This window comes from Mesorhizobium sp. L2C084A000 (assembly GCF_000502875.1).
GTDB lineage: Bacteria > Pseudomonadota > Alphaproteobacteria > Rhizobiales > Rhizobiaceae > Mesorhizobium.
In genome coordinates this window covers 645,109-660,058 of sequence record NZ_AYWX01000002.1, presented here as the reverse complement: position 1 = coordinate 660,058, position 14,950 = coordinate 645,109, and the positions used below count along the sequence as shown (strand labels likewise).

12 protein-coding genes are annotated in these 14,950 nt (G+C 61.5%); 11 read left to right on the top strand and 1 reads right to left on the bottom strand.

What is annotated here, in order from left to right:
• Positions 1 to 3 precede the first annotated feature (3 nt).
• The 8 genes from X735_RS158095 (at position 4) to X735_RS158130 (ending at position 8,351) form a co-directional block, all read left to right on the top strand.
• Positions 4 to 561, top strand: a complete 558-nt coding sequence (locus tag X735_RS158095) for an invasion associated locus B family protein (RefSeq protein ID WP_023809958.1) — start codon at positions 4 to 6, stop codon at positions 559 to 561.
• A gap of 13 nt (positions 562 to 574) precedes the next feature.
• A complete protein-coding gene (locus X735_RS158100; protein ID WP_023809957.1) occupies positions 575 to 1,243 on the top strand; it encodes a hypothetical protein in 669 nt (222 codons plus the stop codon).
• Positions 1,244 to 1,281: 38 nt separating this feature from the next.
• Positions 1,282 to 1,743 carry a DUF4189 domain-containing protein gene (locus tag X735_RS158105; protein WP_023809956.1) on the top strand — a complete coding sequence of 154 codons (462 nt, stop codon included), beginning with the start codon at positions 1,282 to 1,284 and terminating at the stop codon, positions 1,741 to 1,743.
• Positions 1,713 to 2,276 carry an invasion associated locus B family protein gene (locus tag X735_RS158110; protein WP_196815310.1) on the top strand — a complete coding sequence of 188 codons (564 nt, stop codon included), beginning with the start codon at positions 1,713 to 1,715 and terminating at the stop codon, positions 2,274 to 2,276. The genes X735_RS158105 and X735_RS158110 overlap by 31 nt, the downstream gene beginning before the upstream one ends.
• Positions 2,277 to 2,695: 419 nt before the next feature.
• Entirely contained in the window at positions 2,696 to 4,219 is a 1,524-nt protein-coding gene (locus X735_RS158115; RefSeq protein ID WP_023809954.1) for a TolC family protein, read from the top strand.
• Between the two features lie 39 nt (positions 4,220 to 4,258).
• Complete coding sequence (locus X735_RS158120; protein WP_023809953.1) at positions 4,259 to 6,391, top strand: type I secretion system permease/ATPase; 2,133 nt, start codon at positions 4,259 to 4,261, stop codon at positions 6,389 to 6,391.
• Between the two features lie 42 nt (positions 6,392 to 6,433).
• Positions 6,434 to 7,723: an HlyD family type I secretion periplasmic adaptor subunit gene (locus tag X735_RS158125; RefSeq protein WP_023809952.1), complete on the top strand. Its 1,290-nt coding sequence runs from the start codon at positions 6,434 to 6,436 to the stop codon at positions 7,721 to 7,723.
• Positions 7,713 to 8,351, top strand: a complete 639-nt coding sequence (locus X735_RS158130; RefSeq protein WP_023809951.1) for a ribbon-helix-helix domain-containing protein — start codon at positions 7,713 to 7,715, stop codon at positions 8,349 to 8,351. Before X735_RS158125 ends, X735_RS158130 begins: the two co-directional genes overlap by 11 nt.
• Positions 8,352 to 8,374: 23 nt before the next feature.
• Here X735_RS158130 and X735_RS158135 read toward each other — a convergent pair whose 3' ends face one another.
• Positions 8,375 to 9,307, bottom strand: a complete 933-nt coding sequence (locus tag X735_RS158135) for a transglutaminase-like cysteine peptidase (protein ID WP_023809950.1) — start codon at positions 9,305 to 9,307, stop codon at positions 8,375 to 8,377.
• A gap of 2,404 nt (positions 9,308 to 11,711) precedes the next feature.
• Between X735_RS158135 and X735_RS1000000169720 the strand changes: the two genes are divergently transcribed.
• Genes X735_RS1000000169720 through X735_RS158150 form a run of 3 tightly spaced genes read left to right on the top strand, consistent with a single transcriptional unit; the run spans position 11,712 to position 14,940 of the window.
• Positions 11,712 to 12,761 (top strand): Ig-like domain-containing protein, encoded by a 1,050-nt coding sequence (locus X735_RS1000000169720; RefSeq protein WP_348625579.1) that lies wholly within the window; start codon positions 11,712 to 11,714, stop codon positions 12,759 to 12,761.
• Positions 12,652 to 14,508: a type I secretion C-terminal target domain-containing protein gene (locus X735_RS1000000169715; RefSeq protein ID WP_348625578.1), complete on the top strand. Its 1,857-nt coding sequence runs from the start codon at positions 12,652 to 12,654 to the stop codon at positions 14,506 to 14,508. Before X735_RS1000000169720 ends, X735_RS1000000169715 begins: the two co-directional genes overlap by 110 nt.
• Positions 14,509 to 14,568: 60 nt before the next feature.
• A complete protein-coding gene (locus tag X735_RS158150) occupies positions 14,569 to 14,940 on the top strand; it encodes a hypothetical protein (RefSeq protein ID WP_023809946.1) in 372 nt (123 codons plus the stop codon).
• The last annotated feature ends 10 nt before the right edge of the window (positions 14,941 to 14,950 follow it).

The window sequence follows — 14,950 nt, the reverse complement described above, 5'->3', positions numbered from 1 at the left end:
GGAATGAAAGGACTTGTTGCCCTGACCTGCCTGGCGCTCTGCGGCGGCCTCGTGCCGTCCGCCGGGCAGGTCGCGTCGACCTACAGGATCAAGCCATCGGACGTAGTGGTGCCGCCCGAGGTCAAGCTCGGAGACTATCAGCGCACCATCCGCCCATTCGATAACTGGACGCTGATCTGCGACGAGAACCTCAAGGCTCGCAAGAAGGTCTGCAACGTCTCGCAGATCATCGAGGACGCATCAGGCAAGATGGCTTTCAGCTGGTCGCTCGCCGCCACCCAGGACGGCAAGCCGTATATGATCCTGCGCACCGCTCCGAACGCCAGGAGCGATGGCCTGGTGTCACTGAAGTTCGATGGACAGAAGCAGCCGATCGACGTGCACCTGAACGGCTGCAACGAAATGGTCTGCGTCGGCATGTTGCCGGTAGGCCCCGTCATGCGCCGACAGATCTCGCAGAATGCGACACCGGCGATCTCCTATTCGACGGTCGACGGTCAGACGATCACCGTGACCGCAACGCTCAAGGGGCTGTCAGAGGCCCTTTCACCACTCAAATAACCGGGGCATCACCATGAGCCAGCAGGACCAGTTCACGTCCGCGAAACGCACTGCGACCGTCGAGGCGGATCGGCAGAGGCGGGCCGAGTCCCCAAGGCGGCGCTGGCCACGCGTGGCCGGATATTCACTTCTGGGATTGGTCGTGGCGGGCCTTGGCTTCGCCGCAGGGAACTATGCCGCCATCGCCAATCTGGTCGGCGGCGCGACGGCCGCACCCGCAGAAACTGCGGCGGCCCCCGTGCTTCCGGACACGCCCTTCCTCGAGCATGTCAAGCAGGCCGGAGTGCAGGCCTGCTCGACCGTCTATCCGGCGCTCGGACAGATTCTGACGAACGGCACGAAATACAGCGTCAAATCCCTGTGGAACGACCAGGCCGCCGACAAGCACGCCATCCAGGCCTTTGTCGGCATGGATTATGCGTCGGAACGCTATAGCGGACCGGCCGCCGGCATCGTCTTCGCATCGCCCACCGCCACGGGTTGCGAAGGGGCGATGGTGCGGGTGGCGCCATTCGCCAGCCCGTGCGCCGACATCGCATCCATCCTGCCGCAGGGCAGCAAGATTACCGACCATCTCGGGCAGGTCGAGGTCTACGAGCTCGGCGGCAATGCCGGTGAAGCGCTTCTCCTGCCGACGGGCAAAAGCTGTGTGGTGATCTCCCTCGCTTCGGCGGCGAAGTAGGACGCGAAGCGATTGAGGTTAAGGAAAGGATGCCGACCATGAGATTGCAGGCTTTGGCAGTTTTGGGCTTGACCCTGTTGTGGAGCGGACAAGTCGTCTCGGCCGACCTTGTGGCCCCATCGGAACCGCAACAGGAGGAAAAAGGCATCTGGGCGGCCATTGCCTATTCGCAGGCCGATAGCAAATACGGCTTCTTCTGGGGCGCCGACAAGCGGCAGGAAGCGAAGGACATCGCACAGAAATATTGCGAGAACGCGGGCGGAAAGGCCTGCAACGTCGTCACCGTCTTCCGCAACCACCGCCATTGGAATGATGACGACGAGACCGGCTTTCCCTACAAGCACTGCGGTGCACTCGCCGTGGCAGACAAGGTGGAGAACCGTTTCACGCCCTGGGGCGTGAACTCGGCCGAGACCCGTCGCGAAGCGGAGGATCTCGCTTTGCAGGCCTGCGAGGCGGCGGGAGAGAAATGCAAGATCCGCGAGTGGGTCTGCACATGAAGCCTGGCCCGAAGGCCGTCTCCGCATGTGGGGCAATTCTATTCTCGTTGATGTCGCCGGTGTCTGCCCAGCAACAGGTGGCGGCTGTCCCGGATGGACCCTCATCGCTGCGTGAAGTCTATCAGGATTGGAGTGTGACCTGCTCGGTTCGAGAGAAGGCGAGAGTGTGCTCGCTCGCGCAAGATCAGGTCCAGCAGAACGGGCAGAGGCTTCTTGCCGTGGAGATCGCGGCACGCCCGGACGGCTCGACGACGGCTACCCTGCTTCTGCCCTTCGGCATCCTGCTCGACCCGGGCGTGACGCTGCAGATCGACGATCAGCCGCCACTGTCCCCGCAGCGCTTCAGGACCTGCCTGCCGACGGGTTGCGTCTCGGTCTTTACCGTCGATCGGCCGACGCTTGGAAAGCTGAGGGGAGGCTCGGTGCTGAAGCTCAATGTGACGACGGACGCCGAGACCCCGCTGAGCTTCCCGGTCTCGCTTCGCGGCCTGACCGCGGCGCTCGACCGCATGGTGGCGTTGAGCGCAAATTAGGGTGCGCGCTGACCCAGCTTTTGGCCGCAATCAGCGACATGACGCGCACGCCGGCCGCCGCGACGGAGTATTTTGGGGCGGCTGCCGAGAGGGCGTACCTGAAAATGGCTCAACTTCAGGTTGGGTCATCAACAGCCGCCATACCCACATGGCATGATTCTGGCCATATCGGCCCACTGACCTGCCGTTTTTCGGGCTATCCCGCAGAGTGCGGCGTCCGGATACAACCGGAGCGAGCCGACGTTATGTGCTATTTTTGCTACATCTCGCAGCCTTGTTGCCCAAAAAGGCTATTTAGCGACCTCTAAATCAATAATCGCTCACATATTTCGTGAATTTGTGAATAATCCACCGACGGGCAGGCCTTGGCTTGGTTAGCGCTCTGAAAAGGACGCTGGGGAAACGTTAGGGTGGGATTGATGAATACGACAAACATGTCGACCATAGGCAGGCGCCTTGGTCTTTTGATGGCGGCCACCATGCTGACCTGCGGGAGTGCTCATGCGCTTACGCTCAAGGAGGCGATGGCTGTCGCGGTGGAATCCAATCCCGAGATTGGACAGGCGATCGAAAATCGCGAAGCAATCGAGTTCGAGTTGCGGCAGGCCAAGGGCCTTTATCTTCCCAGTGTCGATGTCGAGGCATCGGCCGGCGTTCGCCGGCTCGACAATTCATCCCGGCGCTCCCTTTCCATCGAAGACGACGCGCTCTATCCGGCTGAAACGGATCTTACCGTTTCGCAGACGCTTTATGACAGCGGCGCAAGGCGGGCCGAATTGAACCGTCAGGCATCGCGCGTCGATGGCGCTTCGTTCCGGGTGCTGGAACGGTCCGAATTCATCGGGCTGTCCGTTGTCCAGGACTATCTGGAATACATGCTGCAGGCTTCGATCGTTGTCGAAGCGAAGAAAAATCTCGGCTTCCACCAGGGAATTCTCGGCGACATCCGGCAAGGCATTTCGGGCGGCGCGCTGAACGAGGCCGACCGGCAGCAGGCCGAGGAACGGCTGTTTGCCGCCAAGGCGCGCATGCAGGAGGCGACCGAGGAACTGGAAGCGGCCAAGATCCGCTTCTTCAAGACCGTCGGAAAGCCACTGACCAGCCCATCGAGGCCGGGCGATGTCTCGGCTGCGCTCCCGCGATCGCTTGACGAGGCAATAGGGTTGGCGCGCGAAAGCAATCCGCGCGTGCACATGGCCAACAGCGACATCGACGCGGCGGCTTCCCTCGTGGATGCCGCACGGGCTAAATTCGGCCCCTCCATCATCGCTGAAGGTCGCGCCCGGGCGGGAACTGACATTGACGGCGACGATGGCGACACCAGCGACCTGCAGGCACGCGTGGTCCTGCGGTGGAATCTCTACCGCGGTGGTATCGACAAGGCCAACGAGCAGGAGCAGATCCGCCGCACCAGCGAACAGCGTCTGGCGCTGCATCAGGTGCAGCGCGAAATCGAGGAAGCCGTTCGCACGTCGTGGGATCGTCGTTTCCGACAAGCCGATCTGGCGAAGACCCTGAGGCAGCAAGCCGCCGCCAATGAGAAGCTGGTCGCTTCCTATCGCGAGCAGTTCAAGGTTGGACAGCGCTCGCTGCTCGACGTGCTCGACGCGCAGAATACGCGGTTCAACACGGCAACGCTGGCGGATACCGCGTCCTACGCATCGCTGTTTGCCCAGTACCGGCTTCTGGCCGCGACCGGACAGTTGCTGAAAACGATGAACCTTCAGCCGGCAAAGCAGGCGACAGCCTATGCACGCACCGAGTTCGCAGCACCGGAAACCGCGGACACCGAGACCTNTCAGCCGGCAAAGCAGGCGACAGCCTATGCACGCACCGAGTTCGCAGCACCGGAAACCGCGGACACCGAGACCTATGCGCGGACGCCGTCGGAGCAGAAGAGCGACCTGCCTTTCGACATCCTCGCTCCGGTGAGGAAGAAATAAGACGACGCAAGGTCCAGCGAGCGTCCTGACGGGCAGATCGTGAACCAGCAACCCAACATCCTCTCCCCCAAGGAGGCGTTCAAGGCCTGTTTCTCAGCCGTTGCCGGATATCTCGGCAGGCCGAGCGCGGAGACCGTGCTGTTTGCCGGCGTGCCGCTCTCGGACACGCGAATTGCGGTCGACGACATCAGGCACCTTGCCGAACGCATCGGCCTGGAGGTCACCGAGTTCAACCACCGGGATTTTCTCAGGGGGCGTATCGATCTGCCCGCAATCGTCTTTCGCGTCAGCCAATTGCCCGTTGCCCTGCTCGCTCTAGGCGAAGACGATGCGTATATCACCGCGCCCCAGGAAGACGGCCGCACCGCGATCGGCCGATCGGAACTGGCCGCCAGCTACATCAGCGGCGGCGCTTCCTTCTCGATCACCTACGCCAATGCCGCCGAGACCATGTCGGTCGGCTCGGCGGCCAGGATCGAGCGGAGACATTGGCTCACGGGGACGATGGGCGCTTTCTGGCGCACCTATTCGAAAGTCGTCCTGGCGGCGGTGTTCATCAATCTGCTGGCCATAGCCTCGCCGATCTTCACCATGAACGTCTACGACAGGATCCTGCCGAACAAGGCAATATCGACACTGTGGGTGCTGGCTCTCGGCATCGGTGCGGTCATCCTGTTCGACCTGCTTTTGAAGACGGCCAGGGCTTCCCTCATCGACTATGCCGGGCGCAAGGCGGATCTCCGAATATCCTATCTGCTGTTCGAGAAAGTGCTGAACTCGTCGCTGTCGGCGCGCCCCGGTTCGACCGGTGAATACGCAAACAGGGTCACGCAATATGAATTCGTCAGGGAGTTCTTCACCTCCAACACCATAAGCGTGTTCATCGACACGGCATTCGTCTTCGTCTTTCTCCTTGTGATCTATGCAATTGGCGGCTGGCTGGTGATCATACCGGCGCTGGCCTTCGTGATGTCCGTCATCGTCGGCCTGGTCACCCAGCGCCGCATCGGCAAGCGCGTCGCCGCCTCGATGAACGAAGCATCGCAGCGCCAGGCACTGCTGGTCGAATCCATCTCGACGCTGGAGACGATCAAGTCGCTGCGCGCCGAGGCGTATCTGCTGCGAAAATGGGGGGAGCACTCCAAGAACGCCGCCAACACGTCCGAGAAGATCAAGCAGCTTTCGGCGGCGGCGGGCAACATCACCCAGTCCATACAACAGCTGGTGACCGTCGCCCTGGTCGTGGCCGGCGCCTATGCCTTCTCGGAAGGGCATGTTTCGACAGGAGCAATCATAGGAACGGTGATGCTGGCGAGCAGGGCCGTGGCGCCGCTCGGCCAGATCGCCATAACGTTGTCCCGGTTTCGCCAGGCCATGCTCTCGCTGAGAATGGTGAATTCGATCATGGCTCAACCGGAAGACCGACCTGACACGGTGGGTTTCGTCAACCGCCCCATTCGCAAGGGGGCGATGGTGTTCAGGAACGTCGGGTTCGTCTATCCCGGCTCGGAGAACGAGGTTCTGACCGGCCTGAATTTCTCGGTGAAGCCGGGGGAGCGGATCGGCATCATCGGCCGCATAGGATCGGGAAAGACGACGATGGGGCGGCTGATCGGCCGGCTCTTCCTGCCGACTTCCGGTGAGTTGCTGCTGGATGGGATCGACATTCGCCAGTATCACCCGTCCGAGGTTCGCGCCGCGGTCGGCATCGTTGCGCAGGCCGGCGACCTGTTCTCGGGCACCATCAAGGAAAACCTCCTGATGGCATGCCCCGAGGCTACAGACGAACAGATCATCGAAGCTGCAAAGGCGGCCGGCGTCGACGATTTCGTTTCACGCCACCCGCGCGGCTACGACATGAATGTCGGCGAGCGCGGCACCAATCTTTCCGGCGGCCAGAGGCAGACCGTGGCGATCGCACGCCTGCTTTTGACCAAACCGAAAATCGTCTTTCTGGATGAGCCGTCGGGCTCGATGGATCTTGCCTCGGAACGCCAGTTGATCAAGCAGCTCAAAGTCGCTTTCGACCGCGACACGACGCTGATCGTCTCCACACATCGGTTCAGCATGCTTGAGCTGGCCGACCGCCTGATCGTTATCGAACGGGGCAAGATCGTTGCCGACGGACCGAAGGACCAAGTCATACAGGCGTTGCAGAAAACAAGCGCCTGACAAAACAATTATTGCTGCATCCAATGCGTTGGGGCGTGGGAAATGCTTGCCAGGGAAGATCGACCGCCGCTGTTTGCGTCGGCGTCCATATTCATCATCGGAGCGCTCTTCGTGGTCTTTGTCGCCTGGGCGTCCTTTGCCGAAGTCGATGAGATCGCACGCGGCGACGGCAAGGTCATACCCGCTTCCAAGACCCAGATCATCCAGGCGAGTGAAGCCGGTGTCGTTCAGGAAATCGCCGTGACGATTGGCCAGGTCGTCAAGAAGAACGATCTCATCATTCGTCTGGACAACACGCTCAATACGTCCAGTCTCGGCGAGCAGCAGGCCAAGGCGCGCGCGCTGGAAGTGCGCATAGCAAGGCTGAAATACGAACAGGCCGGCAATCTCTCGGGCCCATTTCCGTGCCCGCAGGACATCCAGTCGGTCGCTCCGCAAATCTGCGACAATGAACAGAAGCTGCTCATTGCCCGGCGCGGGAACTTCGACAACAAGCTGTCCGTGCTCAAGTCACGCCTCGATCAGCGCGAGAGGGAACTGGCCGAGGCGGTGGCCAATTCCGACCGTCTGACCAAGAACCTGGTCGTCAGCGACCAGGAGGCAAAACTGGTCGACGCGATGGTCAAGAAAGGCCTGATGGCAAGGACCGAGCAGCTCCGGGTAGAGCGCGAACAGACCGAGCTCAACGGCCAGCTGAACCTGGCCGGCGAAACAATAAAGAAGATCAAATCGTCGATCACGGAAGCCCAGCTGCAGGTCGAGGAACTCGGCCTGCAACTGCAGCAGGAGGCGTTGGACGACCTTACCCAGGCGCTGGCGGAACTTTCGGTGGTGGATGAAACCATAAGGGGGGCCACCGACAAGGTCGCGCGCACCGATATCCGGTCTCCCGTGGATGGCATCGTCAACACGCTGGAGCTGAACACGGTGGGGGCCTTCGTCCAGCCTGGCGCCGTCGTCGCCGGCATCGTGCCGACCTCCGAGACGTTGCTGGTGGAGGCACGGGTCTCGCCACGGGATGTCGCGTTCATCCGCCCCGACCAGGAAGCCCTTATCAAGGTCACCGCCTATGATTTCTCGATCTTCGGCGGCATCGAGGGCAAGGTCTCCAACATCACAGCCGACAGCCTGGTCGATCAGAAAACGGGGGAACCCTACTATCAGGTGCGCGTGGCGACGGACAAATCCACTCTTCAAAGAGACGGCAAGGCCTATTCGATCATTCCCGGCATGATCTGCTCGGTTGACATCAAGACCGGGCGCAAGACGATCCTGCACTACCTCCTGAAGCCGATCAACAAGGCGCGCGAGGAGGCGATGAGTGAGCGGTAGCGCCAGCCCTCATCCTGATGGCGAGCGACTGCTTCCGCCAGTCGCGGCCGAGGATTTCGGGCTTGAATTTCGGGTCGTGGCGCGTGGCGGCATAAGACGCGGCATCCGCTTGGAGCGGGCATTCTGGTTTTCGCTGAAGCAGATGGCCGAACGCAGGAAATGCACGATCGGCATGCTGATCGACGAGATCGCCGAAAGCCAGGCACAGACAGGCAATTTGACATCCGCGATCCGGGTGGCCTGCATGCGTGGATTGGCGGATGAAAACCTGACCTTGCGAAGGCTTGCATCGATCAACACCATCAACGCCATACTGGTCGCTTGCCCGTCACCAGCCTTTGCGCTGGCATCGTCGAAGAAGATCCTGTCGTTCAACGCGCCGTTCCAGCAATTGGTCAAACGTCAATTGCCGATCGCCCCAAGCGATGACGCACGGCACGATCTCAAGCTGGCATTGGACCTCAACGTAGCCGACATCTTCGCGCGGCTCGATGCCAATGGCGAATCGCCGGTGGCCACCGGTTTTGTCATCGGCGCGGGTGATCGTCGATACCGGGGGCAATTGAATGCGGTGCGGGCTCCGGTGCTCGAGCCGGAGCTGCTGATGGCGTTCGTCTTCGGCGGCTGAATCACCACCAATCCAACGAGAACTTACGGCTGAAAACCTTCGCCAGGTGCGACGGTTGCGATACCGCCTTTGATGTCAGCCATCTGGGCTCCGCCCGGTCTTGAACCGTGGATCCAGGCCCGGTCCGTGCTGAACGAGTAGAGCGGAACGTAATCCGGGAGATCGCTGTCACGCACGACAGTGTTGCTGAGGCTGTCGAGAATGAAGGTGCCGCTGCCTGTGCTCACCGACAGCACTGCGTGAAAGAAGCCTCGCTTGCGGTCCTGGAGAACAACCAGCGCCATGCTCTGCGTTGGAATGCCGGCCCTCAGCAGGGCCGTCATCTTGAGTATGGCAAAATCCTCGCAATCGCCGGCTCGCCGCTCGAGAATCTCCGAAGGCTTCGCCCAATAGTCGAGCTTGCCGTAGACGACGCTATCTTTCCTGTAGGCGATCAGGCGATTTACGCTGCTGTTGACGAAGGACAGCTTCTCGCTGAATCCCTTGCCTTGAGCGGCGGCGACCATGCCGGCAAAAGCTGTGCTCTTGCGCTCGCAGGGGCTGCCCGCCGAACAAGCGGTGATTGCCCGGTACACGGGCGCCCAGCGCGCCGCGACGGGAAAATTGCGCATGGACAAGGCAACCGATCCGAAGACCCCCGGAATGATCGACGCGGTCTGCACCGGATCTATCCCGGCGTCATCTCGCGCCGTTGACGAGCCATCCCCGCGGTCAGCATCTGCCGGGCCATAGCTGCTGATGACCTGACCGATCCGGTAAGCGCCCGCAGGCTGCCTGGGCTGGGGCCTCGCCAGCGAAACACCGCCGAGACAGGGCGGCGTCTGGACCTTCTCCTGAGGCCAGCCGGATGCGGCGATATCGCTCGCGAATGACGGCCCCGCCAGGCCGACAAGCCCGATTGCCAGCAGGAGCATCTGGAGCCGGGTTTTTCCCGGAACTGTTTTTTGCTTTTTCATAACGCCCACCTTTGACTGTGGACGCTACCAATCTTGTCTCAAATTATTGGAAAGGAAGGTGGATAAATATCCAGCAACTGTCTTTATCCAGTTTGTCTAAAATTTTATTCAAATTTATACTTTGGTTCACCAAAAAGATGCCGACTAGTCATCCGTCAACCAGACCTCCAGAAACCAACATATATCAGGTTATATTGTTGCGGTTTACCACGTGTAAAAAATGCCGGGCAATGCATATCATAATATATGAAATAGATTAGGGGGCAGTTGCAAAGTAGAAGTGGCCGCTGTCTCTATCCGGTAAATATCGGAGGGGTTTCAGCCATGACGAACAATATCGAGTTGGACAGCTTTTCGGCTTCCTTGAACGAGCATTCCGCGTCCAATGAACACGCCGATCAGGCGTCGCCGGCGGAGATCCGGGTCGCACAGGCAAATTCGACGCAGCCCGCGCCGGCAGCGTCCGAACCGGTGCCGGTCGATGTCGGCGGCGGAGCGCCTGTCAAGCCAGAAGCCCCCGCGGAAGCAAAGGCACCGCCGGCAGCTGCGCCGCACGAATACGTAGCCGACGCCAGCCATGTGGTGAGGCTTCCCGCCAACGCCTCCATCGACAACATCAAGGTCGATGGCCAGAACCTTCTGCTCGAACAGGCCGACGGCTCGGTAATCGTGGTCAAGGATGGCGCCCTGAACGTGCCGACCTTCATCATCGGCGACGTCGAGGTGCCGCGCGTCGCGCTGCTGGCGGCGCTGGAAGCCAGCCATGTCGATGTCGCCTTCGGCGCCGACGGCTCCATGTCGGCCGGCCCGGGCGGTTCGAATTCAAGCGCAGGCGGAGATTTCTCGGTTCCCCCCGGCGGCATCGGCGACGGGTTCGACCTGTCGGCCCTGTTGCCCCCGACGGCTCTGCAGTTCGGGCTTCTGGAGCGGCGCGAGCTGTTTCCCTCGATCGTCGACAGGCAGGTTTCAGTGACGGCCACGTCACTGCTTGCCCCGACCGAAGCGGCTAGTGAAACTGGCCTCGATGGCGGTGGGGCGCAATCTCCGGGTAGCGAAGCGCCGACCGACAAAGAAACGTCCAGCACTGGAACGATCAGCATCGACGCGCCGGATGGAATTGGCTCGATCGTCATCAACGGTGTCACCGTCACCGGCGTCGATCAGCACATCCCAGGGCAGTACGGTTACCTGACGATCGTCTCCTTCAATCCGAGCACCGGTGCCATCGAATACAATTATACGGTGACCGAATCGGTTTCCCATACGGATCAGACACCCGGCTATGATCCCAGCACCGACACGGTTCCTGAGAATTTCACCATCACTGTCACGGATGTCGACGGCGATACTGCCAGCACCACCTTCGCCGTCGCCATCTTCGACGACGTGCCGACGGCACACGCCGATACCGACAGCATCGCGGCCGGCCAGTTTGGCCCCGCGACGGGCAATGTACTGGTTGGCGGAACCGATGCCGGCGACGCCAACGCGACGGACGGCGTTGCCGACACCAAGGGCGCCGACGGCGCGACTGTGGTTGGCGTGCAGGCCGGCAACACCAATACCGATGTCGACAATGCGGCCACGCTGAACGCGCCGATCCAGGGCAGCTACGGCACGCTGACACTGCTGGCGGACGGCTCCTACAGCTATGTGCGCGCTGCCGGCACGCCAGGCGGCGTCAACGACGTGTTCACCTACACGATCAAGGACGGCGACGGCGACACCTCGCATACCACGCTGACGATTTCGATCGGCAACTCGACGCCTGTGATCACCGACCTGACGCCGGAGGCCACCGGCGGCGACGTCGTCGTCAACGAGGCGGCGTTGAATATCGGCACGCCGGGCGGGCCTGGGTCCGATCCGGCAAGCACGGCCGAGGCCGGCGCCGGCACCTTCACCGTCTCCTCGCCCGACGGCATCCACTCGCTGGCGATCGACGGCAACGCCTTCATCACCGATGGCGTGTTCACGGGCGGCTCGTTCACGACGACGCTCGGCAACACGCTGACGGTGACAGGCTACAATGCCGCCACCGGTGAGGTGAGCTACACCTACACACTGCTCGACAACGAGGGGCATGACCCCATCCAGGGCACCAACAACCTCTTCGAGAACTTCACCGTCACGCTGACCGACCAGGATCTGCAGAGCGCCAACGCCACGCTCTCCGTGAAAATTATCGACGACATTCCGACGGCACATGCCGACACCAACAGCGTTGCCGAGGGCGGCATCGTGAGCGGCAACGTGCTGACGGACGGCACGGACGACGTGTTCGGCGCCGACGGCGCGGCGGCGGGCGGCGGGGTTGTCGAATTGCTGGAGCCCGATGCAGCAGTGAANCGTCAACAATGTCGAGACCTTCACCTACCAGGCGACCGACGCCAACGGCAACACGATCACTAACACCATCACCATCGACGTCACCGACGACATTCCGACGGCACATGCCGACACCAACAGCGTTGTCGAGGGCGGCATCGTGAGCGGCAACGTGCTGACGGACGGCACGGACGACGTGTTCGGCGCCGACGGCGCGGCGGCGGGCGGCGGGGTTGTCGGCGTGGCCGCCGGGAGCAACACCGCGGTTCCTGTGAGCGGCGGGCTTGGCGCCGGCATTCCCGGGACTTACGGCACGCTGACACTGAACGCCAACGGCAGCTACAGCTATGACGGCCTGCCCAACGTGGTCCCGCCGGCCGGCGCGACGGAGACCTTCGTCTACACCATCATGGACGGCGACGGCGACCTGTCGACGACGACCTTGACCATCAACCTGTCGGATAGCGGCCTTGCCGCCTCCAATGACGACCTGACGGTCAACGAGGCGGCGCTGCCGATCGGCAGCAACCCGTCGAGCACCGCCGAGACCATCGCCGGAACGGTCGTCGACAATGTGTCGGGCGGCACCGGCCCCTACACCTACGCCCTGGTGGGCAGCGGCACCGGCACGCACGGCACGCTGACCTTCAACGCCAACGGCACCTACAGCTACACGCTGACCACGCCGGTCGACGGCGCCGATGCCAACAACGGCACCAACACCGTCAACAATGTCGAGACCTTCACCTACCAGGCGACCGACGCCAACGGCAACACGATCACCAACACCATCACCATCGACGTCACCGACGACATTCCGACGGCCAACCCGAACACCAACAGCGTTGTCGAGGGCGGCATCGTGAGCGGCAACGTGCTGACGGACGGCACGGACGACGTGTTTGGCGCCGACGGCGCGGCGGCGGGCGGCGGGGTTGTCGGCGTGGCCGCCGGGAGCAACACCGCGGTTCCTGTGANAGGCGACCGACGCCAACGGCAACACGATCACCAACACCATCACCATCGACGTCACCGACGACATTCCGACGGCACATGCCGACACTGGCAATGTAAACGAAGGCGCTCTGCTGACCGTGACGGCGGCGGCGGGCGTGCTGGTCAATGACGTTGCCGGCGCCGACGGTGCAACCATCGACGGCGTGCGGGCAGCGGGCGGCAATACGACGACGGCGGTGACGACCGGTGTTAACACCGACATTGCCGGCCTGCACGGCACCTTGCACCTCAACGCCGACGGCTCCTATACCTACCAGTCGACGACCCACAGCATCAGCGCCAACACCACGGACGTGTTCGTCTACACCATCAAGGACGGCGACGGCGACCTGTCGACGACGACGCTGACCATCAACCTGGCGGACATCAATGACGCACCCGTTGTCGCGAACACCCAGAACTGGATGTCGAGCGACCCGGCGCAGCAGACCTTGAGCACGCCTAGCTATCCGAATGGGTATCCGTTGCTGGTTTCCATTCCGACGGATGCGGACGGGGATAACCTCATTGTCACCGCCACGGGAACGATCCCCACCGGCACATTCTATTTCAACGGCGTGACCTATGTCGCCCTAACAGCCGGCACGGTGCTCTACAATCCGTCCGGCGGTATCGATTTGCTGGACGACCTGGTTTATCGGCCAACAGCATCGCAAACTGACACGGTCAACAACAACCTGTCGCTGGATGTATATGACGGTCATACTCACATAGCGCAGACGGTCGGCATCCACGAAGTGCCGCCGACTAGCCTGCCGAGCGACACGTCGCAGATTGGCAATGGCAACAGTCCGCTTACGTCGGGTAACGATCAGATCACAACGCTCTCCCTGTCGCAAGCGACGGTCAGCGCAATCCTGGCTGATCCACACAACTCGACGGTAGTGGTCTATACCGACTTCCAGGAGTCGCCTTTCATCACGCCTATTCCCTTGGGCGAACGGAATCCGGGTGTCTACGGAGACAGCAGCGCGGGCTCGCATCGTGAGCAGGAAGTGCAAGTCGAAATCAGAATTGGCTCGGATCGCTTCGCGATCGTCGAAGATGACACCAGCCCTGGGACTTTCGAGCAGAGCTGGTTCTACGATCCGACCACAGGTTTGATGAAGGCGACCGTCGACTACGACCACATTTACCTTCTGGACGGCAGCGGCAATGCCACCTCCACAACGCTTGCCAGCTACCTGATCACGCATCCGCCGTCAGTCGGCGACAACTGGACCCTGTCTTATTTCGACAATGATGGCGGCAATTTCCAGGCGCGCAAAGTGAGCTTCTCTTTCTTCTCGCATGATCCAGGCGACCCCGGGATCACGGTGAATGGCGATGCCACACTGGCCGACCAGATCTATGGAACGTCCGGCATCGACCATCTTAACGGCAATGGCGGCAATGACATCATCATTGGGCGAGGTGGCAACGACTTCCTTGACGGCGGTGCTGGCAACGACACGCTCGATGGAGGTGCTGGCAACGACACGCTCGATGGAGGTGCTGGCAACGACCTGCTCATCGGTGGCGCGGGCCAAGACACGCTTACCGGAGGCACTGGCGCCGACACGTTCAAGCTCGATCATCTCGACATCAAGGATCTCATCACTGACTTCAATGGCGGCGAGGGCGACAAGATCGACCTGACCGGGCTGTTCGACACAGCACCCGGAGGGGCTAATATCGGTGACTTCGTGAACTACGATGCGGGGACGGGCACGCTCAGCGTAGATGCGAATGGGACAACCGGCGGCGCCAATTTCATTGACGTGGCAACGCTGACGAACTTGCCCGCTGCCAACACCATCACGCTGCTCTACGACGACGGCGTAACCCAGCATACGACGACTGCAAACGTGGTTTAACGCCATGGCGCACGGCCACGCGACTATGTTATACATCGCTAATATCTAGGGGAGCTCAACATGAAACGTTCTGCAAGACTGCTGGTTTCCGCTGCGACGCTGTTGCTGGCAGTCGGGTCGACGGGGTATGCCGCCGACATCATCGATGGCCCGACCGGCGATTATTGCCGTGTCGTGGGGACGTCCAACCTGGTGCTGAACGACAACATCGTCGATCTGAAGCAGCAAGTGGTGAAGCTGATGGACGAGTCGGTCGCCGCCGCCAACAGTTCGGAGTGGATCAACTCGTCGCGTCCCGTCTTCGTCTGGGCATCGGAAGCCAAGGTCGCCTGCGGCATGGCTTACGGCTATCTCAAGACGAACTACAAGGACGAAGACACCCTCAACAAATGCGAGTGTTTTCACGATCGCATGGTCGAGTACATGCACTGACCGGATAGGC